The organism is Streptomyces sp. NPDC053426, assembly GCF_055585405.1.
Genome location: NZ_JBVJKE010000001.1, coordinates 248,525 through 272,380, shown reverse-complemented (window position 1 = coordinate 272,380; position 23,856 = coordinate 248,525). Strand labels below are relative to the sequence as shown.

17 protein-coding genes are annotated in these 23,856 nt (G+C 72.9%); 9 read left to right on the top strand and 8 right to left on the bottom strand.

Going from position 1 to position 23,856, the window contains the following annotated elements:
• The first annotated feature begins 11 nt into the window (after positions 1 to 11).
• Complete coding sequence (locus ACZ62B_RS01085; protein WP_344560001.1) at positions 12 to 224, top strand: MbtH family protein; 213 nt, start codon at positions 12 to 14, stop codon at positions 222 to 224.
• Positions 225 to 847: 623 nt separating this feature from the next.
• On the opposite strand, the gene absR1 is transcribed toward ACZ62B_RS01085, so the two are convergent.
• Positions 848 to 1,933, bottom strand: a complete 1,086-nt coding sequence (absR1, locus tag ACZ62B_RS01080; RefSeq protein ID WP_469689074.1) for a beta-glucuronidase AbsR1 — start codon at positions 1,931 to 1,933, stop codon at positions 848 to 850.
• 98 nt (positions 1,934 to 2,031) lie between these two features.
• Between absR1 and ACZ62B_RS01075 the strand changes: the two genes are divergently transcribed.
• On the top strand, positions 2,032 to 3,723 hold the full coding sequence (locus ACZ62B_RS01075) for a LuxR family transcriptional regulator AbsR2 (protein WP_469689073.1): 1,692 nt from the start codon (positions 2,032 to 2,034) through the stop codon (positions 3,721 to 3,723).
• Between the two features lie 733 nt (positions 3,724 to 4,456).
• Here the strand turns inward: ACZ62B_RS01075 and ACZ62B_RS01070 are convergent.
• Complete coding sequence (locus ACZ62B_RS01070; RefSeq protein WP_468727091.1) at positions 4,457 to 4,888, bottom strand: MarR family winged helix-turn-helix transcriptional regulator; 432 nt, start codon at positions 4,886 to 4,888, stop codon at positions 4,457 to 4,459.
• Between the two features lie 191 nt (positions 4,889 to 5,079).
• Here ACZ62B_RS01070 and ACZ62B_RS01065 point away from each other — a divergent pair, with 191 nt between their 5' ends.
• Entirely contained in the window at positions 5,080 to 5,901 is an 822-nt protein-coding gene (locus tag ACZ62B_RS01065; RefSeq protein WP_344559997.1) for an SDR family NAD(P)-dependent oxidoreductase, read from the top strand.
• An 82-nt stretch (positions 5,902 to 5,983) separates the two neighbouring features.
• Positions 5,984 to 7,213 carry an NADH:flavin oxidoreductase/NADH oxidase family protein gene (locus ACZ62B_RS01060; RefSeq protein ID WP_468727093.1) on the top strand — a complete coding sequence of 410 codons (1,230 nt, stop codon included), beginning with the start codon at positions 5,984 to 5,986 and terminating at the stop codon, positions 7,211 to 7,213.
• Between the two features lie 895 nt (positions 7,214 to 8,108).
• Here ACZ62B_RS01060 and ACZ62B_RS01055 read toward each other — a convergent pair.
• Complete coding sequence (locus ACZ62B_RS01055; protein WP_344560073.1) at positions 8,109 to 10,682, bottom strand: CHAT domain-containing protein; 2,574 nt, start codon at positions 10,680 to 10,682, stop codon at positions 8,109 to 8,111.
• 165 nt (positions 10,683 to 10,847) lie between these two features.
• Between ACZ62B_RS01055 and ACZ62B_RS01050 the strand changes: the two genes are divergently transcribed.
• From ACZ62B_RS01050 to ACZ62B_RS01040, 3 genes are read left to right on the top strand one after another with little or no spacing between them, the layout of a single operon-like run.
• Positions 10,848 to 12,278, top strand: a complete 1,431-nt coding sequence (locus tag ACZ62B_RS01050) for a S8/S53 family peptidase (protein WP_344559995.1) — start codon at positions 10,848 to 10,850, stop codon at positions 12,276 to 12,278.
• A gap of 59 nt (positions 12,279 to 12,337) precedes the next feature.
• Positions 12,338 to 12,913 carry an RNA polymerase sigma factor gene (locus tag ACZ62B_RS01045; protein ID WP_344559994.1) on the top strand — a complete coding sequence of 192 codons (576 nt, stop codon included), beginning with the start codon at positions 12,338 to 12,340 and terminating at the stop codon, positions 12,911 to 12,913.
• 8 nt (positions 12,914 to 12,921) lie between these two features.
• Positions 12,922 to 13,377, top strand: a complete 456-nt coding sequence (locus ACZ62B_RS01040) for a hypothetical protein (protein WP_468882792.1) — start codon at positions 12,922 to 12,924, stop codon at positions 13,375 to 13,377.
• Between the two features lie 133 nt (positions 13,378 to 13,510).
• Here ACZ62B_RS01040 and ACZ62B_RS01035 read toward each other — a convergent pair whose 3' ends face one another.
• The gene (locus tag ACZ62B_RS01035; RefSeq protein WP_344559993.1) at positions 13,511 to 14,332 is read right to left on the bottom strand and encodes an N-formylglutamate amidohydrolase; all 822 of its coding nucleotides are present in this window, start codon (positions 14,330 to 14,332) and stop codon (positions 13,511 to 13,513) included.
• A gap of 95 nt (positions 14,333 to 14,427) precedes the next feature.
• Here ACZ62B_RS01035 and ACZ62B_RS01030 point away from each other — a divergent pair, with 95 nt between their 5' ends.
• Positions 14,428 to 14,769: a DUF5713 family protein gene (locus ACZ62B_RS01030; RefSeq protein ID WP_344559992.1), complete on the top strand. Its 342-nt coding sequence runs from the start codon at positions 14,428 to 14,430 to the stop codon at positions 14,767 to 14,769.
• A gap of 78 nt (positions 14,770 to 14,847) precedes the next feature.
• Here the strand turns inward: ACZ62B_RS01030 and ACZ62B_RS01025 are convergent, their stop codons facing one another.
• From ACZ62B_RS01025 to ACZ62B_RS01015, 3 genes are all read right to left on the bottom strand, one after another.
• The gene (locus ACZ62B_RS01025) at positions 14,848 to 17,067 is read right to left on the bottom strand and encodes an NADP-dependent isocitrate dehydrogenase (protein ID WP_344559991.1); all 2,220 of its coding nucleotides are present in this window, start codon (positions 17,065 to 17,067) and stop codon (positions 14,848 to 14,850) included.
• A gap of 147 nt (positions 17,068 to 17,214) precedes the next feature.
• Positions 17,215 to 18,312: a mechanosensitive ion channel family protein gene (locus ACZ62B_RS01020; RefSeq protein WP_344559990.1), complete on the bottom strand. Its 1,098-nt coding sequence runs from the start codon at positions 18,310 to 18,312 to the stop codon at positions 17,215 to 17,217.
• A gap of 183 nt (positions 18,313 to 18,495) precedes the next feature.
• Complete coding sequence (locus ACZ62B_RS01015) at positions 18,496 to 19,395, bottom strand: lysylphosphatidylglycerol synthase transmembrane domain-containing protein (RefSeq protein ID WP_344560071.1); 900 nt, start codon at positions 19,393 to 19,395, stop codon at positions 18,496 to 18,498.
• Positions 19,396 to 19,551: 156 nt separating this feature from the next.
• Here ACZ62B_RS01015 and ACZ62B_RS01010 point away from each other — a divergent pair, with 156 nt between their 5' ends.
• Positions 19,552 to 21,435 (top strand): ABC transporter ATP-binding protein, encoded by a 1,884-nt coding sequence (locus ACZ62B_RS01010; RefSeq protein WP_344559989.1) that lies wholly within the window; start codon positions 19,552 to 19,554, stop codon positions 21,433 to 21,435.
• Positions 21,436 to 21,511: 76 nt separating this feature from the next.
• Here ACZ62B_RS01010 and secD read toward each other — a convergent pair whose 3' ends face one another.
• A complete protein-coding gene (gene secD, locus ACZ62B_RS01005; protein ID WP_344559988.1) occupies positions 21,512 to 23,827 on the bottom strand; it encodes a protein translocase subunit SecD in 2,316 nt (771 codons plus the stop codon).
• Positions 23,828 to 23,856 lie beyond the last annotated feature (29 nt).

The window sequence follows — 23,856 nt, the reverse complement described above, 5'->3', positions numbered from 1 at the left end:
GGAGCGGAAAGATGAGCAACCCCTTCGAGGACGAGAACGCCCAGTACCTCGCCCTTGTCAACGACGAGGGCCAGTACTCGCTGTGGCCGATGTCGATCGACGTCCCGCAGGGCTGGAGCACGGCGCACGGCCCGGCCGGCCGCCAGGAATGTCTGGAGCACATCGAGAAGAACTGGACCGACATGCGCCCCGCCGGCCTGGTCGCGGCCATGGGGGAGGCGTAGCCGGCACGTCCGCCACTCGCCCCCCGGCGGCCGCCGGGGGGCGAGTGGCGGGCCCCAGGGGCCGGTTCCGGAGCCGTCCGGGACCGGCCCCTGACCGTTTCCGGTCCGGACGAGACCCCGCGGGCCCGCGGGACGCCGCCCACCGGACAGGCGGCCCGGCCGCCGGGAGACGGCGAGCCCGGTGCTGAGCACCGACGGCAGAACGGCCTGCGGACCGACGGAGCCGGGACGCACCACCACCGACGGCGCCGCGACCACTCGGCCCCGCGCGTCGAAGACCCGGACGGCGCCGGACGGCGATCGAATCGGCCCCCGAGGTCAGCTCCTCACGGACCACCGCCGTTCCGGTGCGCCGGCACTCGGCCGGCTCGCGCCGCACGGCCACCGGGCCGGTGACCGTACGGGCAGTGCGGCGCCGCGGAGAGGTCCTCCGGACGGGGGCGCGGGTTCGCATCTGTCGTCCCGACGGAAGCCGGCGGGGAGCCGCACCGGAATCATCCGGTGCGGCTCCCCACGTCACGCCTGGGCCGGGGAGCGTCGGTCACCCTCCCCCGAAGGAGACCGACGCCCCCCGGCCGCTCCCCCGGCGCCGGAAATGGCTCTGGTGTGCGCGGTCGGTGCCGTCACCAGCACATGACCGCCGTCTCACCCGGACCCCACGCGGAGTACAGGCGGACCCGGACGTAATAGCGGCGGCCCTTGACCAGCCGGGCCGTGACGGCCGCGTTGTGCGCGGTCCCCCCGTCGTCGTGGCCGGCGAGGAAGCGGGGCTCCCCGTCCCGCTCCTCGAACAGCACGACCACCCGGTCGGCCTCGCCGAAGGTGCCCACCGTGTAGTCGCGGGTCTCCGGCGGATCGACACGGAAGTCCGCCTGCTCGCCGGGGCCCAGGCCCAGCGGCACCGAACGGAACGGCACCAGCGGCGGTGGCAGCGGCGGATCGGCCGGCGGGTACCGGCGGAGCACGAACTCCTTGTCGGCGGGGGAGAGGGTGCCGGGCGGATGCACACCGCTGTGGTACTGCTCCGGCTCCAGGACCAGCCCCGGCGGCAACGCGTACTGCATGATCGACTGAGGGTCCCAGACGGAGCCGTTGGCCTCGTCCGGACCGAGCCTGCGCAGGATGTTGTGGTACGTCCTGTCCCGGCTCCAGTGGTTCGGCGGGCCCGCCATCTCGGCGTACACGGCCTCGTCGTCCCAGTGGATACCGGCGTACGGGCTCTGGTGCTCGTGCAGCATTCCCAGCGCGTGCCCGATCTGGTGCAGGGCGGTGGCGCGTTCACCCGGTGCGGTCAGGTCCCAGCCGAAGTTCATGGTGCGCTCGTGCACGCCGACCCGGAGCGCGTCCCTGCCCACGGCCGACCAGGAGCCGTCACCGAGCTGGAACCCGATGCGCAGCTCCGCCTCGGTGCGGTCGTGGACCTCGGTGAACGTCAGGCCCGGCCCGAGCCCCCGCCACTCCTCGAAGCACTCGCGCACCACGTCCCGCTGCTCCTCGGCCCCGCCCCACGGAACCCACCGGGTCCGCCCGGTCCCGGGCACGGCGATCTCCGACCCCGCGGTGTCGTCGCCGAAGAAGCAGTAGTGCAGCACGGTGCCGTCGACCCACAGCCGCCGCCCGCCGATCAGCGCGCCGAGCCGCTCGGCGGCCAGGCCCGGCGGATACGCGGGGGCCGGCTGCGGCGGCAGCGAGCAGTGGCGGACGGTCATGGCTCACAGGCTGCCCTGCCGCCGCTCCGGGCGCCTGAGTCGGGGTCTGCTCAAGTGGCCCTGTATCAGACCTGAGTACCCGTGCTCCTGTTCTTGTGATGACCTTGCGACGCGATGCCACCGGTCCGTACGAGAAGGACACGACGACACTGCGAACGCCCTGGCCGTTCACCGGCCGGGAGGACGAACTCGACCTGGTACGGCGCTCGCTGGCCGGCGCGGGGCGCGGCCTCGTGGTGACCGGGCCGGCGGGGCGGGGCAAGACCCGCCTCGTCACCGAGGCGGTGCGGGGCACCGACCTCGCCCGGGTCACCGGGACGCCGGGGGCCCGGCACCTGCCCTTCGCCGCCTTCGCCCCGCTGCTGCCCGAGCCCGCCACCCTGCACCTCGCGCTGCGGCGACTGTCCGGTGTGCGCACACTGTTCGTCGACGACGCCCATCTGCTCGACGACGCCTCCGCCGCCCTGGTCCACCAGCTCGCCGTGCACGGACGCACCCGGCTGCTGGTCGTCGTCACCGACGGCGAACCGGTGCCCGCCGCCGTGTTCCGGCTGTGGACCGGGGAACTGCTGCCCCGGCTCGCCCTGCCGCCGCTGCCCCGGGAGGACACCGCGCGGCTGCTCGCGGCGGGCGCGGATCCCGCCCCCGAGCCGCTCACCGCGAACCGGCTGCACCGGCTGTGCGACGGAGATCTGCGGCTGCTGCGCGACCTGTCGGACGCGGTACGCGAACACGGCAGGCCCACCGAGGTCCCGGGCACCTGGGAAGGGCGGGGTCCGCTGCCCCTGACCCCGGCCGTACGCGAACGCACCGCCCCCCTCCTGGACCGCGCCCGACCCGAGGAGCGCGAGGCCCTCGACCGCCTGGCCTTCGCCGAACCCCTCCCGCTCGACGGCGACGGCCTCGACCTCACCGTCCTGGAACGCCTGGAGACCGAGGGCCTGGTCCACGTCGACGACCACGGCGGTATCCGCCTCGCCCACCCCCTGCACGGCCCGGTCCTGCGGGCCGCCGCGGGCCGGCTGCGCGCCCGTCGCCTCGCCCGTACACCCGAGGACTGCGCCCCCGCCCTGGCCGCCGAGTCGGCGGAACTGACCCGGCGGATCGAACGGGCCGACGTGACGGCGGACTCGGCGCCCGTCGGGGACTGGCTCGTGGGCGAGGGGACACCGGTCCCGGCCGGGTACGCGGCCCTGCGCGCCCGGTACGCGCGGCTGCGCGGCGCACTGCGGGAGGCGGCCGCATGGGCGCGCGAGGGCCTGCGCACCGCCCCCGCCGACCCGTCCTGCCGCACCGAACTCACCCTCGCGGAAGGGACCCCCGAGGCGTACGGCGACCCCTACGACGCCGTACGCCTCGGCACTCCCGCGCGTGCCGCCGGCCGGCTCACCGGCGTCTTCGCCGACCACGCCGACGCCCTCGCGCGGGCCGACGGGCCCGCACTGGACCGGGTGGGCGAGGAGTTCGAGCGGCGGGGCTTCCTGCTGTTCGCCGCGGAGGCGCACGCGCAGGCGGTCTCCGCCCACCGGGAACCGCACGCCGCCCGCACCGCGCGCACGCGTGCGGTCGCTCTCGCCCGCCGCTGCCAGGGTGCCCGCACGCCGGCGCTCGCGGGCCTTGCCTCCGGCGAACTCACCGCCCGTCAGCGGCAGATCGTCGCGCTGGCCGCGGAGGGGCTGAGCAATCGGCAGATCGCGGAACGCCTCACGCTTTCCGTCCGCACGGTCGGGAACCACCTGTACGGGGCGTACACCCGGCTGGGCGCCCCCTTGCCCCGCCAGATCGCCTGACGGTTCGGGTGTTTCTGTTTCGTGGGCGGCTGCGGGTGGGGCGTGGTCGCTCGCGCGGTTCCCCGAGGTTCTGACCTGAACGGTCACGGTCCTCAGGCGTCCGACTCCCTGTCGATCAGAAACTCATGGGGTTCTCGTCCAGGACGCAGCGGACGGCGGGGCCGCCGAAGCAGCCGCGGACGAGGTGCGGCTGACGTCGGCGTCTGCGGAAGAACCGGCGGGTCCCGGTGACGAGTTCGGTCCGGCCTCGAGTTCGGCGACGCGCTTGCGGGCCGCGGCCGGCTCAGCCTGATCACTGCCGGCAGTGCCGGGGTCCGCCCACGGCAGTTCGACGTGGTCGGCGGAAGAACACAGCGCACCAGCCGGTGACCGGCGTCGATCGAGGCCGGCCGCCGGGCATCCCGCATCCGCCGGTCACACCCCGGAAGGCGACAGCACCGGCACCGGACCGTCTCCGGCCGCATCATGAGGGAGCGTCGTCCGGCGGACCCTGCGCAGCGGCTGCTCGGAACGCCGCCCGACGGGCACAGCCACTGCCCCGCCCGTCACCCCGGCGAACCATGCCGGTCACAGCACTGGCCGTAGCGGGTTGCCGGTGCCATCCGCGCAGCCGGGGCCGAGGGCTGGGCACCCCGGAAACCCGGACACCCCTTCGTGCTCGACCAGTCGCCGGGGTCCACCCCTGCCGGCAGACCGGCGAGTCCGTGTGCTGCGCCTTGAAGTCTGCCGAATCTCACGCCGGACCCGCCGTCGGTTCGAGCGCCTTCTCCAGGAGACTCACCAGCTTGAGCAGGTCGTCGGCGTCCAGTCGGGCAAACGGGCTCAGGGCCAGTGTCGCCTCGATCAGCGCGGACCGTACCCGTCGGCCGTCCTCCGTCAGCGCTGCGACGCGTGAACGGCGGTCGGCGGGGTCGGCGGAACGTTCGACGAGTCCCCGGCCGGTGAGCTGATTCATGACGAAGCTGAGGTTGGGCGCGTTGCAGTACAGCCGGCCGGCCAGTTCCTTCATCGAGGGCGGCGCCTCGGCCGGGTCGATCGCCCAGAGTGCCTGAGCGGTCGCCTGCGTCAGACCGTGTTCAGCCAGGACGGTCTCGATCCGGTCGCTGGTCTGCATGAAGATCTCATGGTTCGCCACCACCGCTGCCTCAAGGGTGCTTCGCGTCATGGCCTCATCCTAGCCTTTTTACTTCGAGCCTCGAAGTGTTATGTTTCTTCGAGACTCGAAGTAATCGGTCCTCGTTCCCGCTGCGGACACGAGGCCGTCCCCGGAGCGGGACGCTCCCCGCGTCCCGTCCTTCCCGAGGCCCGTCCACTCCGGCGCGGCCCGGCGCCCAGCCGAACAGGAAGCACTCACTCATGCACGACTACACGAACACCACCGCCGTGGTCACCGGCGCTTCGAAGGGACTGGGCGAGGCCTACGCACGGGAACTCGCCTCCCGAGGCGCACACCTCATCCTTGTCGCCCGCTCGGCCGACGCGCTCAACACCCTTGCCGCACAGATCCGGAAGGCCCATTCCGTCCGGGTCGACGTGATCGCCGCGGACCTCTCGGACCGGCGGTCCCCGCAGACGGTGGTCAACGCCATCGAGGAACTCGGCCTGGACGTGGACCTTCTGGTCAACAACGCCGGGACGGGGTCGGTGGGGCCCTTCCTCGGCCGTCCTCTCGAACCCAACTTCCAGTCCGTCGACGTGAACGTCACCGCGCTGATCGGCCTGGTCCACCTCCTGGGCGCCGGCATGGTCGAACGCGGCCGCGGCGGCATCGTCAACGTCGCCTCCACCGCCGCCTTCCAGCCCATGCCGTACCAGGCCAGTTACGCCGCCACCAAAGCATTCGTGCTCTCGTTCACCGAGGCGCTCGCCGAGGAGGTCCGGGGTACCGGCGTGCGTGTGATGGCGGCCCACCCGGGAGCCACCGACACCGGATTCTTCGACCGTACGACCGCGTCCATGGACCCGAAGACCACGGACACCCCCGCCGACGTCGCTGCCGGAACACTCGACGACTTCGCACGCGGCCGGTCCGTCTCCTACCCCGGACGCGCCTCCAACCGCGCTGGAACCTGGGCGTCGCGCCTGCTTCCCCGGACCACGGTCGCCCGCATCACCGGCAACCTCAACCGCAAGGCCGGATTCGACGACGTGAGCGACCTCGACCCCGCCACCTCGTGACGCCACAACCTGCGGCGCGAAGACGAACAACGGCGCCGACAGCCCACCGAGGCCGCCCGGAGCCGACGTCATGGGAGAAGAGATGACCACGCTGAATGAGCCGCTGCACCTGGGCAACGGCGCTCCGCTGCCCAACAGGATCGCGAAGGCCGCGATGGAAGAGTTGCTCGCCGCGCCGGGCCAGCTGCCCGGTGACGAACTCCTCACGCTCTACCGCCGTTGGGCCGCGGGAGGCGCCGGGCTCCTGATCACCGGACACGTCATGATCGACGGCAGAGCAGTCGCCCAGCCCGGCGACGTCGTCCTGGAACAGGACACGCCGCTGGAGCCGTTCCGGCGCTGGGCGGCGGCCGGTAAATCGGCAGGCGGACGGATCTGGATGCAGATCAACCACCCCGGGCGCGTCATCCCCGAAGACCTCGCCGGCACCACCTGGGCCCCCTCCGCGGTGCCGATCGACGCCGGCGGCTTCTCCAGCATGTACCCGACACCCCGGCCGATGACCGCCCAGGAGATCGACGAGACGGTGGAACGCTTCGCCGTGACCGCGCAGCGGGCCCAGCAGGCCGGCTTCGACGGAGTCGAGATCCACGCCGCCCACGGCTACCTCCTCTCCCAGTTCCTCTCTCCCCTGGTGAACCGGCGCGACGACCGCTGGGGCGGCAGCCTGCACAACCGCGCCCGCCTGCTGCTCGATGTCACGGGCGCGGTCCGCGAGCGCGTCGGCACGGGCTTCGCCGTGGGAGTGAAACTGAACTCGGCGGACTTCCAGCGCGGCGGATTCGACACCGACGACGCACGTGACGTGATCAAGATGCTCGCCGATGTGGGGGCTGACCTGGTCGAGCTGTCCGGCGGCAGCATCGAGAGCCTGGCCACGGCGGGCTTCCCCGCGGACGGCCGCACCCTTGCCCGCGAGGCGTACTTCCTTGAACTCGCCGAGCGGCTCGTCGCCACCTCGCCGCTGCCACTGCTGCTGACCGGAGGGATCCGGCGACGCGCAGTCGCCCAACAGGTGATCGACTCCGGAGTCGCCATGGCCGGCCTGGCCACGGCGCTGGCAATCGACCCCGCTCTGCCGGGACAGTGGCTTGCCGGCGGCGATGCGCAGGCCCGCCCGCCCCGCACCCGCTTCCGGAACAAAATGCTGGCCGCCGCGGCCGTCCAGGCCGTCACGTCGCGGCAGCTCGCCCGCCTCGGTGCGGGCAAGCCGTCGAAGACGCCCTACTCTCCGGCCGTCGCCCTCCTCCTCGAACGGCTCGTCCGCGCCCGGCGCCGGCGCACCTATCTGAAATGGCGTACAGACGCCTGAGGCCGGACGGGACCGGGTCGGCCCCGCGTACGAATTCGGTCAGCGAACGTGCTCCGGCGTGCCCGACCACCCCCGACCCGTCAGTCGGACACCACGAGCCGTGGCCGCGAACCGATTTCCTTCATGCGGAAAGTGCCTTCCTCCGGCGACGACGGAACCCCTGGACAAGGTCCGTCGCCCCAGCTCAGGAAGGCACTCTGCTGTTCCCCGGGAGGGGGAGGCACCGCGGCGAGGAAGCACCTCTGCCTGTACCGCCTCGCCCTGCGCCGTGTGTTCGCACACCCGAGGAGACCGCCCCGTTGGACGCCGACGAGGCGGCCATGGTTCGCCCCTGCGTCGTGGCGTGGGAACGGAAGCGGAAGCGGGAGCGACAGAGGCGGCGTGGGCGCCGTACGGTCCTTGTGCCGGCCACGGCGGGAATCGACCATGAGGGGCCGAGCGCAGGAGCGCCTTGCGGTTGCTGCCGTGGTCCGGGCCGGACGGGAGGCCCGCGTATCCGTCCACCGGGGACGAGGGCGGGTTCCCCTCCCGGGCGGCGGACGAAGCTGAGGCAAGCCGGCCGGCCACTGCCCTGCCGGCCCTCGTGCGTGCTGTTCAGGAGGCCGAGACGGCGTCAACGGCGGATGAACCGGCCGCGATGCCGTCTCCCATGGCGGACATGCTCGAGGACATGATCAAGCCGGCGGCCAAGCGGTTCTGAGCCGCTGAGACCGCCCCTGCCCGTACGCCGACGCGGGGCGGGGGCCGCTTTGGCAGTGTGTCCGTTCCAACCGCGCATACGCCCGCGCCCCTTCAGGCACGTCCACCGCACCAACCTCAAAGGGGCACGGGACTGTATCGATATGCGGCTCCGCCGCGAGCGACCACGACCCACCCGCAGCCGCCCACGGCGGGCTCACGCCGCCCCGAACGCGGTGAAGGCCCACCCCGTCGCCCGGTGCAACGCGTCGGCCGGAAGGCCGGCACGCGCGTCGCGCAGGGCCTCCGCCAAGGAGAGCCCCGTACCAAGGGCTTCATGGAGGGCCACCATGAGGGGGACGACCGCCGCGTCGTTGACGGGCGCGCTGCACGCCACCACCCCCGCCGTACCCAACGGCAGCAACGCCGTCACCAGGCCGAGGAGTTCGTCCGCGCCCACCGTGGCGAACCGCGCGGTGTCGCAGCAGGACAGGATGATGCGGTACGGGCTGCGGTCCAGCCGCTCGAAGTCGTGGACGATCAGCGGCCCGTCGGCCATCCGCAGGGACGAGAACAGCGGGCCGTCCGCGCGGAACGCGCCGTGCGCGGCGATGTGCGCCAGCCCCGCCCCGTCCAGCTCCCGCAGCACGCGCGGCACCGTCGCGTCGTCGTACTCCAGGACGGTCGCGCCGCCGTAGCGGTCGGCCAGCTCGGGCACCTCCGCGCCGCCCGTCGCGAGACCCGGACCGCGCACCAGCACCTGGCGGCCCCCGGGCGGCGGCGCCGTCTCCTTCGCGCGCAGCCAGCTGCTCGCCGACGGCGACACGCTCAGCACCCGCTCCCGCAGCGAGGGCAGCAGCGCCCACGGCACCCGGTGCAGCCGCCCCGGCGGCACGATCACCACCGGGCCGTCACCGAGGTGCGCCGCGGCCGGACCCAGCAGCAGCTCCTCCAGCCGACGGCCCGCGGCCTCCACCACCGGCAGCCGGGCCTGCGCCCCCGGATGCGCCAGCCGCCGCAGCCCCGCCTGTACGTGCTCGGCCTCGGTCTCCGCCGCCGCCAGCAGCCCCGCCTCGAACCGCCGTACCCTGCCCTGCCCGCACAGCAGCACCTGCACCCGCCCGTCGAGCACGGCGAGTTCCACCAGCTGCCCGTCGTCGTTGTCGCCCAGCCGCGCGAGCAGCCGGCCGACGTCGAAGCGGTCGCCGTCGTCGGGGGCCTCGCCGCGCATGTGCAGCGTCCGGGAGCGGATCTCCCGTTCGAGGCGCCGCTGTTCCCGCTCCAGTGCCGGCACGGGCCTGCCCTCCATGCGGGCCTCCTCCGCGCGGGCGGCGATCTCCCGGTAGGCGGTCATGCCGCTGAGCAGCGCCGGGTCGGCCGGCGGCCGGGTGGGCGGTGCGGACAGCGCGGTGGCCCGCCAGCGTTCGCTCCACACCAGCAGCCGCCGCGGCCCGCCCGAGACCAGACTGGCCCGCTGGGCGAGCGCGGCCAGCTCCGCGCCCTGCGCGGTGGCGCGGGCCCGCAGCTCCGAGGCGCCCAGCGTCATCCGGTGGTCGTCGAGCACGTCGAGACCGCGCCGGCAGGCCTCAAGCACGCCCCGCGCGGAGCCGGCGGACTGCGCGCGCAGCGCCTGCGCCGCCCAGCCCGTCATCCGCGCGAGCGGCGGCCCGCCGCGTCTGCTCCGCGCGGCGACCGCCAGATGCCGTTCCGCGTCCGCCGTCCAGCCCAGGTCCAGCGCGATCCGGCCCGCGAGCAGCGACGCCTCCGGGGCGGCCGGGGCGCCGAGCGCGGCCAGCCGCTCCGCCACCGCCGCCGCGTCCGCGACCAGCCGGCCCGAACCGCGCCCGGCCGCGTGCCGGGCCCCGATCAGCACCAGCCGCGCGTGCGTCTCCCACCAGGTGCGCCGCTGCCCCGCGAACAGCCGCACCGCGAGCGCCGCGCGGGCGATCGCCGTCTGCGGCTCGCCGGCCAGCCGGGCCGCCCGCGCGGCGGCCAGCAGCAGCTCCGCCTTGCGCGTGGACTGCCCGCCGATCCCGTCCAGCGCCCGGAGCGCCGCGTCCGCCTCGGCCAGCGCCTCCGCGGCGAGACCGGCCGCCATCAGCACCTCGCAGCGCCGGATGTCCAGCATGAACGTCGGCGTGCCGAGCTTGGCGTACCGCTCCTCCGCCTCGTCGAGCAGCCGCAGCGCCGCCGGGACGTCGCCCGCGCGGAACGCGGCCAGCCCCCGGCTCTCCACCGCGTCCGCCTTGTCGTGCTCCTGCCCTGTGGTGTCCCACAGCGCCTCGGCCGCCGTGAAGTCGGCGTTCGCCCGCTCCACCGAACCCAGCGCCAGATGCACCGTCGCCCGCAGCGTCAGCGCCCGCGCCGTCCAGATCACGTCCTCGGCCTGCCGCAGTACGGGAATGGCCCGCCGTACGTCCTCCAGCGCCTCCTTGTGATGGCCCAGCACCCACCACGAGTACGCCCGGCGGAACAGCACCCGCGCGCGGGTGTGCCCGGTGCCGCGCTCGACGCCCCGCCCCAGCGCGTCCATGCCCTGCCGGGTGCGCCCCGCGTGCACCAGCGCGACCCCCAGTGTGGCGAGGACGTCCGCCTCCCGCTCGGCCGAGTCCGCGCGCGCCGCCCAGGCCCTGGCCCGCCGCAGATGGCTCAGGGCGAGCCGCATGTCGCCGAAGTCCCGCTGCCAGATGCCGATCACCTGATGGGCGACGGAGGCGTGCAGCGGCGCGGGACGGTCACCCAGGACCTCTTCCGCCCTCGCCAGCGCCTCACCCGGGGCGGCGAACACCATCGGCAGCAGTTCCAGCACCGTGTCGCTTCCCGCTGTCACCCCACGATGGTAGTGGTCCATCACCACGCCTCACAGGTGTGACGTTGTATCAAACGTCCGCCCGGAGGCTCTTCATCACGACAGCTCCGCGGCACCGGCCGCCGTCGCACCAGTGGAGGACACGCCATGGCACCACAGCGATTCCGCGAGCAGTTCGCACAGATCCAGCGCTCGATGCCCGACGTCCCCCTGGCGATGGGACCGGACGACGCGGGCGAGTTCCTCTACGAGAAGGGCGTCGTCCTCGCCCGTGACGGAGAAGAGGCCCGCGTCGTCGAGGACGCCGTACGACAGCACTTCACCACCTTCGCCGGTCTGACCCCGGACCACGTGCGCCGCGCGAGCCCGGAGACCAACCGCTCCGGCATCACCCGCATCCAGGTCGCCGACCCGGGCCGGGGAGACGGCAGCGGCGACCCGGCGGTCGCGGGGGCGCTGCGCGCGCTGTCGGCGACCGAGGGCCGCGCCGGGCGCCGGCTGATCAGCCGCAACCACGTGGTGTCCATCGCCGTCAACGCCTGCCCCGGCGACGAGCCCGTGCCCGTGGCGCCCGGCGGACGGCCCAACCCGGCCGCCGCCGAGACCGCCCACGACCCGGACACCGCCGTCGGCGTCCTCGTCATCGACACCGGCCTCATGCACGACCACCGCTCCTACCCGCTGCTCGCCCACACCCGGGGCGACGCCCAGGTCGAGGAGTGCGACGGCGACGGGATCCTCCGGCAGTACTGCGGGCACGGCACGTTCATCGCCGGACTCGTCGCCGCCGTCGCCCCCAACACCGACATCACCGTCCGCGGCACGCTGAACGACGCCGGCGCGATCCTGGAGTCCGAGTTCGGCGAGAAGCTCTTCGAGGCCGTCGACCAGGACGGCTGGCCCGACGTCATCAGCCTCTCCGCCGGCACCTCCAACGGCCGTACCGACGGACTCCTCGGTGTCGACGCCTTCATGCGGGAACTGCGCGAGCGGCCCACCCTGCTGGTCGCCGCCGCCGGCAACAACGGCAGCGCCACGCCCTTCTGGCCCGCCGCCTACGCCGATCTGCCCGGCTACGAGAACGCCGTGCTGTCCGTCGGCGCGCTGCGCGGGGACGGCGAGTTCGGCGCCTGCTTCAGCAACCACGGCGGCTGGGTGAAGGCCTACGCGCCCGGCGAGCGTCTCGTCAGCGCCCTCACCGGCTTCGACAGCCCCGTACCGTACGTGTACCAGCACTCCACCTACGACGCCTGCCGCTACGGCTTCACGTACGCCTGCACGTGTCATCACCCGCGCCACACCGGCGTGCTGAGCGAGGACGAGGGCTCCGGCAAGCCGGACCAGGTGATGTTCGAGGGGCTCGCCCAGTGGAGCGGGACCTCGTTCGCCACTCCCGTCGCCGTCGGCATGGTCGCCGCCCACATGACCGCACAGACGGAGACCGACCCGCGCAAGGCCCGCCGGCAACTGCTCGACGCCAACACCGAGTACGCCCAAGTGCGCGGGGCGCACGTTCCGGCGCTCCTTCCGCCCACCTGGCGCCCCGAGCGGGTCTCACCACCCTCGGCCCGGGCATGAGGAGCGGAGTTCTCCCTTCCACGGCGTACGATGACGTGCCGTACACGAGGGGTGGGACCGTGGAGCGTACTGAAGTCGGCGCGTTGGTCCGGTCCGCTGTCGACGGCGACGCGGCGGCCTGGAAGGCGATCGTGGAAGGGCTGGGCCCACTGGTGTGGTCCGTGGTGCGCGCGCACCGGCTCTCCGACGCCGACGCGCACGAGGTCTACCAGACCGTGTGGTTCCGTTTCGCCCAGCATCTGGGGCGGATCCGGGAACCCGACAAGACGGGCTCCTGGCTGGCCAGTACCGCGCGGCACGAGTGTCTGAAGGTGCACAGGAACGCGCGCCGGCTGATGCTGACGGACGATCCGCAGCTGCTGGACCGGGTCAGCGAGGACGGTGTGCCGGAGCAGTCGCTGCTGGAGTCGGAGGAGGCGGCGGCGCAGAGCGAACGCGTGCGGCGGCTGTGGCAGGAGTTCGAGGAACTGGGCGAGCGGTGCAGGCAGTTGCTGCGCGTGCTGATCGCCTCGCCGCCGCCCAGTTATCAGGAGGTGTCCGCCGCGCTCGACATCGCGGTGGGCAGCATCGGGCCACTGCGCCAGCGCTGTCTGCGCCGGCTGCGGGCCCGGCTCGAGGCACGGGGGACGATGTGAACGACGACATGAACGACGACATGAACGACGACTTCGACAGCGGGCTGCTGGAGGAGGAACTCCGGCAGGCGGCAGCCGTACTGGACCCGCTGCCCCCCGCCCTGCTGCAGATCGCCGTCGACGCCTACGCGCTGCACGACCTCGACGCCCGTGTGGCCGAGCTGACCTTCGACTCGCTGGTCGACGCCATCCCGGTCAGGGGCGCGACGGACGTGCCGCGCATGCTCACCTTCACCGCCGGTGAGGTGACGCTGGACGTCGAGGTGACCGCGGAGGGCCTGATGGGCCAGGTGCTGCCGCCCCGGCCGGCCCGCGTCGAGGTGCTCGTCGGCCCGCAGCAGGCGGCCTCCCTCACCGCCGACGACCTGGGCCGCTTCACCACCACGGTCGCGCCCACCGGCCCCTTCGCCCTCCGCCTGCACACGGGTGCGGACGTGGTCGTCACGGAGTGGCTCCGCGCCTGACCCCTCCGGGTGGGGAGCCGAGGGGCGGCCACGCCTCCCCGGCTCCCGGCAGCGGCTGTTGTGCCGGGGCCGGTTCTTCGCCCCCGCCGGCCCTTCCCGTCTCCGGTGGGCGCTGCCCCCGGACCCCCGCTCCTCAGACTCCCCCAGAGGGGCTGATCTTGCTGGAGACCGCGTCGATCAGGGCGGTGAGTGACGAGGCGAGCCCGTGCAGGCCCGGGCCCGCGGGGCCGCCCGGTTCGGTCATGTAGGTGTCCCGGCGGATCTCCACCATCAGGGCGGACACCTCCGCCCGCTTGCCGTAGAACTCCAGCGGTACGTACGTCCCGGCGAACGGGCTGTCCAGCCCCGTCTCCCCGCACGGCGCGAACGCCTCGCGGGCCGCGGCGAGCAGCCCGGGCGGGGTGTGGAAGGAGTCGGTGCCCAGGCAGACCTCCGGCCGTGGCCCGTCGCCGTGCAGCTCGTAGGGCAGCGGCGCGCTCGGATACGAGTGCACGTCGATGATCACGGCCCGCCCGGTCGCGGCGAGCCGGTCGGCGACGGCCTCCGTCATCGCCCGCGCGTACGGATGGAAGTACCGCTCGACCAGCGGCTCGGCGTCGAAGCCCTCGGGCCGCAGCACGTCCTTGTGCGTGGTCCGCGTGTAGACCGCGCCCATGCCGACGGCCAGCATCTCCTCCCGCTCGTCCGGGAACCGCTCGGGGTCGACGACCAGCCGCGAGAGCCGGTTCACGAACCGCCACGGCGTGACCCCGGCCGCCCGCGCCGCCGCCTCGGCGATCGACGCGGTGTGCGAGTCGGTGATGTGGTCGAGCTCCCGCTCCAGCCCGGCATCGTCCAGCACGATCCCGGAGCGCACATCCCCCGGTATCTCCCGCGAGGAGTGCGGCACGTGCAGGATCACGGGGGAGTCCGGATCACCGGAAAGGAAAGCGAAGGACGACGACACATCGGTCATGCAGTTGCTCCAAAGGCGTTGTCAGTGGTTCACGACATGATCAACCGTGTCATACGGCACTGACAACGCCCACCACCGAAGGACCGAGGAGCACCATGCCGATCAGCGACGAGCAGGTGACCGCCCACCCGTTCCTGAGCGCCCTGTACCGGGACGCCTACTACCCCGACCACGTCGTGGACCGCGGCCGGGCCGTCCTGCTCGCCCTCTGCGAGCGCATCGAGACGGACCGTCCCGCCGACCTCACCGCGCTCTACGCGCTGACCCACGCCGCCACCGAGGAGTTCAACGACCTCCAGGACGTCTTCGTGGAGGCCGGCAGCGAGATCGAGACGGTGGCCCGGGAGGAGATAGCCGAGGAGTTCTGGTTCGTCGCCCGGGTCTACGGCTTCGCCGACGCCGACGTCGAGGAGCTCATCGCCCCGCGCGACTGGTGAGCCGCCACGCGGCACGGACGGCTCCGCCCCGGCCGGGCGCACGGCCGGCCGGGGCGGAGCACCGGGGAACCGCTCGCGTCAGCTCAGGGACGCCAGCGCCTCGTTCCACGTGGTGGACGGGCGCATGACCTCGGCCGCCTTGGCCGGGTCGGGCTGGTAGTAGCCGCCGATCTCGGCCGGCTTGCCCTGCGCGGCGATCAGCTCGTCGACGATCTTCTGCTCGTTCGCGGCGAGCGTCTCGGCGAGCGGCGCGAACGCCTTCGCCAGGTCCGCGTCGTCGCTCTGCGCGGCCAGCTCCTGCGCCCAGTACAGGGACAGGAAGAAGTGGCTGCCGCGGTTGTCGATGCCGCCGACGCGACGGGTCGGGGACTTGTCCTCGTTGAGGAAGGTCGCCGTGGCGCGGTCGAGGGTGTCGGCGAGGACCTTGGCACGGCTGTTGCCCGTGGTCGCGGCGTACTGCTCGAGGGACGGCACCAGCGCGAAGAACTCACCGAGGGAGTCCCAGCGCAGGTAGTTCTCCTTGACGAGCTGCTGCACGTGCTTCGGCGCGGAGCCGCCGGCACCCGTCTCGAACAGGCCGCCGCCCGCCATCAGCGGGACGACCGACAGCATCTTGGCGCTGGTGCCCAGCTCCAGGATCGGGAACAGGTCGGTGAGGTAGTCACGCAGCACGTTGCCGGTCACCGAGATGGTGTTCTCGCCGCGGCGGATGCGCTCCACCGACAGCTTGGTCGCCTCGACCGGGGACAGGACGCGGATGTCCAGGCCCTCGGTGTCGTGCTCCGGCAGGTACTGCTCGACCTTGGCGATCAGGTTGGCGTCGTGGGCGCGGGTGGCGTCCAGCCAGAACACCGCCGGGTCGCCGGTGGCGCGGGCACGGGTGACGGCCAGCTTCACCCAGTCGCGGATCGGCGCGTCCTTGGTCTGGCAGGCACGGAAGATGTCACCGGCGGAGACCGTCTGCTCGAGGACCGCGTCGCCGTTGCCGTCGACCAGGCGGACCGTACCCGTGGTGGGGATCTCGAAGGTCTTGTCGTGGCTGCCGTACTCCTCGGCCTTCTGCGCCATCAGACCGACGTTCGGCACCGAGCCCATGGTGGACGGGTCGTAGGCGCCGTTGGCACGGCAGTCCTCGATCACGGCCTGGTAGACGCCGGCGTAGCTGGAGTCCGGCAGCACCGCGAGGGTGTCGGCCTCCTGGCCGTCGGGGCCCCACATGTGGCCGGAGGTGCGGATCATGGCCGGCATGGAGGCGTCGACGATGACGTCCGAGGGGACGTGCAGGTTGGTGATGCCCTTGTCGGAGTCGACCATCGCCAGCTCCGGGCCCTCGGCGAGCTCGGCGTCGAAGGACGCCTTGATCTCGGCGCCCTCGGGCAGGGACTCCAGGCCCTTGTAGATGCCGCCCAGGCCGTCGTTCGGGGTGAGGCCGGCCGCGGCGAGCTGCTCGCCGTACCGGGCGAACGTCTTCGGGAAGAAGGCGCGCACCACGTGGCCGAAGACGATCGGGTCGGAGACCTTCATCATCGTGGCCTTCAGGTGCACGGAGAACAGCACGCCCTCCTGCTTGGCGCGGGCGACCTGCGCGGTCAGGAACTCGCGCAGCGCGGCGACGCGCATCACGGAGGCGTCGACGACCTCGTCCTTCTTCACCGGCACGGACTCGCGCAGCACGGTGGTGGTGCCGTCGTCGCCGACCAGCTCGATGCGCAGCGCGCCGTCCTCGGCGATGACGACCGACTTCTCGGTGGAGCGGAAGTCGTTCTCGCCCATGGTCGCCACGTTGGTCTTGGACTCGGCGGTCCAGGCGCCCATGCGGTGCGGGTGGGTCTTGGCGTAGTTCTTCACCGAGGCGGGGGCGCGACGGTCGGAGTTGCCCTCGCGCAGCACCGGGTTGACGGCCGAACCCTTGACCTTGTCGTAGCGGGCGCGGATGTCGCGCTCCTCGTCGGTCTTCGGGTCGTCCGGGTAGGCCGGCAGCGCGTAGCCCTGGCCCTGCAGCTCGGCGATCGCGGCCTTGAGCTGCGGGATCGACGCCGAGATGTTCGGCAGCTTGATGATGTTGGCCGCCGGCGTCTTGGCCAGCTCACCGAGTTCCGAGAGGGCGTCCGGGATGCGCTGGTCCTCGGCCAGGTACTCCGGGAACAGGGCGATGATGCGCCCGGCCAGCGAGATGTCACGCGTCTCCACGGCGACACCCGCCTGCGAGGCGTACGCCTGGACCACCGGCAGGAAGGAATACGTCGCCAGGGCCGGGGCCTCGTCAGTGTGCGTATAGATGATGGTCGAGTCAGTCACCGGGTGCTCCGCTCCACGTCTGCAACATTGCTCGACATCAAGATATCTCGTGATCGACCGGGGCTCGACAGGGGTCCGCGCCGAGTTCCGGCCGACCTCCCGCCACGATCCTCGTCGGCGTGGCGGGAGATCACCCGGCCGGTGCGCTCAGATCGGCCGGGTGGCGGTCATGTCGTCCGGTGCGGCGTCCGCGTCGCGCTGCTGGGGGAAGACCACGGAGCCCTGCTGGAGCGCCACCGTCCGCGCCGGCGACGGGATGCGGATGCCCTCCTCGCGGTAGCGGCGGTGCAGGCGCTTGATGAACTCGTGCTTGATCCGGTACTGGTCGCTGAACTCGCCGACGCCCAGGATGACGGTGAAGCCGATGCGGGAGTCCCCGAAGGTGTGGAAACGCACCGCGGGCTCGTGCTCCGGCACGGCGCCGGTGATCTCCGTCATCACCTCGGCGACGACCTCCATGGTGACCCGCTCCACCTGCTCCAGGTCGCTGTCGTACGACACCCCGGCCTGCACCAGGATGGTCAGCCGCTGCTCGGGACGCATGAAGTTGGTCATGTTCGTCTTGGCGAGCTGCGCGTTCGGGATGACCACCAGGTTGTTGGACAGGTTGCGGACGGTCGTCTGGCGCCAGTTGATGTCCTCGACGTAGCCCTCCTCGCCGCTGCTCAGCTGGATGTAGTCCCCGGGCTGCACGGTCTTGGAGGCGAGGATGTGGATGCCCGCGAACAGGTTGGCGAGCGTGTCCTGCAGCGCCAGCGCGACCGCCAGACCGCCGACGCCGAGGGCGGTGAGCAGCGGGGCGATCGAGATGCCCAGCGTCTGCAGCCCCACCAGGAAACCGATCGCCAGGACCAGGATCCGGGTGATGTTCATGAAGATGGTCGCCGACCCGGCGACCCCGGAGCGGGACTGGGTGACCGAGCGCACCAGCCCCGCCACCACCCGGGCCGCCGAGATGGTCGCGGCGAAGATGACCATCAGCGTCAGCGTCTGGTTGACGTTGTGCTGCACGGTCCGGGTCAGCGGCAGCGCCGCCGCCGCGGAGGCCGCACCGCCCGCGATCGCCGCCCACGGCACGATCATGCGCAGCGCGTCGACGAGGACGTCGTCCCCGCGCCAGCGGGTGCGGTCCGCGTGCCGGCCGAGCCAGCGCAGCAGCATCCGCAGCAGGAAGGCGGCCAGCAGACCGGCCGCGAGGGCGATGCCGGCGTACAGCAGGTCGTGCCCGGTGAGCGCGCGGGTCACCGCTCACCTCCGGCGAACGCCCTGGCCGACGGCCGTATGCGAAGTCGTGTCACGTGTCGTCACCTGCTCGATTTCTACGGGATGTACGTCGCGCCGGCCGTCCCTGACCGGCGGTCGGCGCGATCGCTCATCCTGCCGTATCCCGCAGGGCAGTTCGTACCGGCCACGGCCTCTCCCCGCTGGTCAGATCACCTTCAGCCGCACCAGCACGCCCAGCGTCAACGCCCCCGGCAGCAGCGGCAGCCACACCGTGATGACCCGGAAGGCCAGCACCACCGCCGTGGCCGGCGCGGCGGCCCCGCCCACCGCCACCAGCGCCACGACCAGCGCCGCCTCCACCGAGCCGATCCCGCCCGGAGTCGGCACCAGCGCCACCGCGACCGTCGCCGCCAGATACGCCACCGCCATGTGCGCCGGCGGCACCGACAGCCCGAACGCCAGGCCCACCAGAACCAGCACGGTCGCCTGCAGCGCGGGGAAGGCCAGCGCCCCGCCCCACAGCGCCAGCGCCCGGGAGGGCAGCGCGTGCACCGACCGCGCCTCGCCCAGCGCCGTCCGCAGGAACGCCCCCACCGCCCGCCGCAGCCGCCGTACGGCCACGAGCGCGCCCGCCGCGACGACCAGCACCGCGCCGACCGCGAGCAGCAGCGGGCCGAACGCCCCCTCGGGCAGCAGGGAACCGAACCGCAGCGCGCCGGGGAACGCCACGAGCAGGGCCGCCAGCAGCCCCACCCGGCCGACGGACTCCGCCAGCAGATACAGCGCCAGCGCGGCCGAGGAGCGGGCCGGCGGCAGCCCGCACACCGTCATGAACCGCAGATTGACCGCGCTCGCCCCCAGCCCCGTCGGCAGCAGGTGGTTCGCCGCGCCCGCCGCGAACTGGGTGGCCAACAACCGCTTCTGGGGCAGCCGTTCGAGCACCGCGCCCTGCCGGGTGCACGCGGCCGCCACCCAGGTCAGACAGGTCACGCCCGCCGCGGCCAGCAGCCAGGGCCACCGGGCGGTCGCCAGCTGGGCGAACCCCTCGGCCAGCACCGACCGGTGCCGCACCGCGACCACGGTCACGAGCAGCAGCGGCAGCACGCACAGGACCCGGCGGATCGTCCCCGTCACGGCCACCGAGGATGCCCGCCGGGCACCAACGGCGGGTTGCGGCGGCCCGGACGCCCGCTGACGGCCGGGCGGCGAGGCCGGATCGCCCTTGACCTCAATCATGCTCGAGGTCCTACCTTCGTCCGCATGAGCATGGAGACCACAGCGTGGACACAACTGCGCAGCGTCATGACCGCCGAGGACGAGCACCGCCCCCTCAGCAGGGCGACGCTGCGCCGCATCGGCGCCTTCGCCCGCCCGCACCGCCGCCGTCTGATCCTGTTCGTGCTCCTCGGCACGGCGACCGCGGCGCTCGCCGTCGCCACCCCCGTACTCGCCGGGCGCGTCATGGACACCATCGTCTCCGCGGGCGACGAGGCCACGGTGGTCCGGCTGGCCCTGCTCATCGCGCTGATCGCGGTCGTGGAGGCGGCCCTCGGCGTACTCGGCCGCAGACTCTCGGCGGCCCTCGGCGAGGAACTCATCCTCGACCTGCGGACAGCGGTCTTCGACCACGTACAGCGGATGCCGGTCGCGTTCTTCACACGCACGCGTACGGGAGCGCTCGTCTCCCGTCTCAACAACGACGTCATCGGCGCCCAGCGCGCCTTCAGCAACACCCTGTCCACCGTGGTCGGCAACCTGGTCACCCTGGTCCTCGCCCTCGCCGTGATGCTCACCCTGTCCTGGCAGATCACCCTGCTCGCGCTGGTCCTGCTGCCGGTGTTCGTGATCCCGGCCCGCCGCATGGGCCGCCGCATGGCCGGGATGCAGCGCGAGGCCGCCGCCCTGAACGCGGCCATGGGCACCCGGATGACCGAGCGGTTCTCCGCACCCGGCGCCACCCTGGTCAAGCTGTTCGGACGCCCCGAGGAGGAGTCGGAGGAGTTCGCGGTCCGCGCCCGCCGGGTGCGGGACATCGGGGTGCGTACGGCCACGGCGCAGACGGTGTTCATCACCGCGCTGACCCTCGTCTCCGCCCTCGCCCTCGCCCTGGTCTACGGCCTCGGCGGCCGGCTCGCCCTGGGCGGCACCCTGGAGCCGGGCGCCGTCGTGGCGCTGGCGCTGCTGCTGACCCGGCTGTACGCGCCGCTCACCTCGCTCGCCGGGGCACGGGTGGAGGTGATGAGCGCGCTGGTCAGCTTCGAGCGGGTCTTCGAGATCCTGGACCTCGAACCGCTGATCCGGGAGAGGCCGGACGCGCGCGAGGTGCCCGAGGGCCCGGTCGCCGTCGAGTTCGACGACGTCCGCTTCGGCTACCCGTCCGCCGACAAGGTCTCCCTGGCCTCCCTGGAGGAGGTCGCCACCCTCGACCAGCGCGGCGGTGACATGGTCCTGCACGGCATCTCCTTCCGCGCCGAACCCGGGCAGACCGTCGCCCTCGTCGGCTCTTCCGGCGCGGGCAAGTCGACCGTCGCCCAGCTCCTGCCACGGCTGTACGACGTCGACTCCGGCGCCGTACGCGTGGGCGGCGTCGACGTCCGCGACCTGAGCGCCGCCTCCCTGCGCGCCACTGTCGGGATGGTTACCCAGGACGGTCATCTCTTCCACGACACGGTGCGCGCCAACCTGCTCCTGGCCCGGCCGGACGCGAGCGAGTCCGACCTGTGGGAAGCCCTGCGCCGGGCCCGCCTCGACGCCCTCGTACGGTCCCTGCCCGACGGCCCGGACACGGTGGTCGGCGAACGCGGCTACCGGCTCTCCGGCGGCGAACGCCAGCGCATGACCATCGCCCGGCTGCTGCTGGCCCGCCAGCGCGTCGTCATCCTCGACGAGGCCACCGCCCACCTGGACAACACCTCCGAGGCGGCCGTGCAGGAGGCGCTCGCGGAGGCGCTGGAGGGCAGGACGGCGGTGGTGATCGCGCACCGGCTGTCCACCGTCCGCGCCGCCGACCTCATCCTGGTCGTCGAGGCCGGCCGGATCGTGGAACGCGGCACGCACGAGCGGTTGCTGGCGGCCGACGGCCGCTACGCCGAGCTGTACCGCACCCAGTTCGAACGGCAGCCGGGGGAGGCGGCGGTGGCGTAGCGGCGCCGCCGGACGGAAACGGAAGGGGCGGGCCGCCTCCGGGTGGCCCGCCCCTTCCGTCCGCTCCTGCCCGTTCCTACCGTGCCCGCGCGGCGGCCTCGGTCCGGTCCGGGCGCTCCGCGGCGCCGGACTTCGCCCGTCCGGAACGGCTCCGGCCACGGCCCCGGCCGCCCTTGCCGCCACCGGAGTACGCGTCGAGCACGACGGCGAGCGGCGAGGCGGTCAGGACCGACGAGTACGTGCCCACGAGCATGCCGATCAGCAGCGCGAGCGCGAAGTCGGTGAGCGAGTCGCCGCCCAGCAGGGCCAGCGCGGCCAGGATGAAGATCACACCGATACCGGTGTTGACCGTCCGGGGCACCGTCTGCAGGATCGCCTGGTTGGTGACCTGGGCCAGCGGCGCCTTGCCGTCCTTGCGCCACAGCTCGCGGATCCGGTCGAAGACCACGACGGAGTCGTTCACCGAGTAACCGATCACGGTGAGCAGCGCGGCCAGGAACACGCCGTCGATCGGCTTGCCCAGCCAGGCGAAGATGCCGGCGAGGATCACCACGTCGTGCGCCAGGGCGGCCACCGCCCCGGTACCGAACATCCAGCGGAACCGGAACGCCAGGTACAGCAGCTGGGCGCCGAGCGCCAGACCGAGCGCGATCAGCGCGTTGCGCCGCAGCTCGTCGCCGAGACTCGGGCCGATCAGCTCGTCGCGGACCTTCTCCGCCCCGCCGCCGACCTCCGCGATGGCGTCGGCCACCTCGACCGCCTCCGCGTTGGTCAGCTCCTCGATGCGCACCGTCAGCTTGTCGTCCCCGGAGGACTGCACGACCGCCTGCGGGAAGCCGGCGTCGGCCAGCGCCTCCCGGGCCCGGTCCGGGTCGACGGTCTCACCGGTGGAGTACTCGATGAGACGGCCGCCGGTGAACTCCACCCCGAAGTTCAGCCCGCGCACCACGATGCCCGCGCCGGCGACGACGAGCACCACGGCGGACACCGCCAGCCAGCGGCGCGGGCGCCGCATGAGCTGCGGGTCGCGGCGGGTCAGGTACGTACGGACCCGGCCGATGGAGGCCAGACCGGTGAACTTCGGACGCCGGTGCACCCAGCGGCGGGCCACCGCGAACTCCGCGAGCACCCGGGTGATCACCAGGGCGCTGATCATGGAGGCGATGACACCGATGCCCAGCGTGACACCGAAGCCCTTCACCGGACCGGACGCCAGCAGGAACAGCAGCACCGCCGCGATCAGCGTGGTGACGTTGGAGTCCGCGATGGCGCTGAACGCGCCCTTGAAACCGGCGGTCAGGGCCGAGCGGCCGCTGGGCCGGTTGCGCTTGCCGTACTCCTCCCGGGCCCGTTCGAAGACCAGCACGTTGGCGTCCACGGCCATACCGATGGCCAGGACGAAACCGGCCAGACCGGGCAGGGTGAGGGTCGCGCCGAGGGCCGCCAGACCGGCGTAGGAGATCAGGCCGTAGCAGAGCAGGGCCAGGGTGGCCAGAACGCCCATCAGCCGGTAGACGACGATGATGAAGAGCGCGGTCAGCGCGGTGCCGACGACGGCCGCCCAGGCGCTGGCCTCGATGGCCTCGGCGCCCAGCGTCGGGCCCACGGTCCGCTGCTCGACCGTCTCGACCGGCACCGGCAGGGCGCCGCCCTTGACCAGCAGGGCGAGCTCCTTGGAATCGTCGCTGGTGAAGGAGCCGGTGATCTGGGTGGACCCGCCGGTGATACCCGTGTTGCAGGCGACGGACGGATCGACCTGCGGCGAGGAGATGATCTTGCCGTCCAGCACGATCGCCACCCGGCGCTGCGGGTCGCCCGCCGGGTGGCAGGCGGCCTCACCGGTCAGCTTCGCCCAGCCCTTGTCGTCCTTGAAGTCCACGGTGACGTGCCAGCCGGCGCCGCCCTGCTGGTCGAAGCGGGCCTCGGCGTCCTTGACGTCCTGGCCGGTGAGCGCCGCGGCGGCCAGCCGGAGTCGTTCACCGGACTGCTCGTCGGGCAGGACGCGTTCGCCCTCCTTCTGCGCCTTGTCGGACCCGGTGGCGGTGCCGAGCACCGGGTGCACGGAGAGCTGCGCGGTACGGCCGAGGACGTCGGCGGCCTTGCGCGGATCCTGTACGCCGGGCAGCTCGACGATGATCCGGTCGTCCCCGGAGCGGACGATGCTCGGTTCGGCGACGCCGAGCGCGTCGACCCGGCCGCGCAGCACCTCCAGGGTGCGGTCGGTGGCCTCGGCGTCGGCCTTCACGGTCTCGGTGGAACGGGTCTCCAGCACGATCTGGGTGCCGCCCCGCAGATCCAGGCCCAGACGGACCGGGACGGTGACGGCGACGAACACGGACAGGGCGATCACGGCGAGCGCGAACAACGCCCTGACGCGGGCGGGACGTTTCACAGATGCCTCCAGCAGGCACGCGGAAAAGA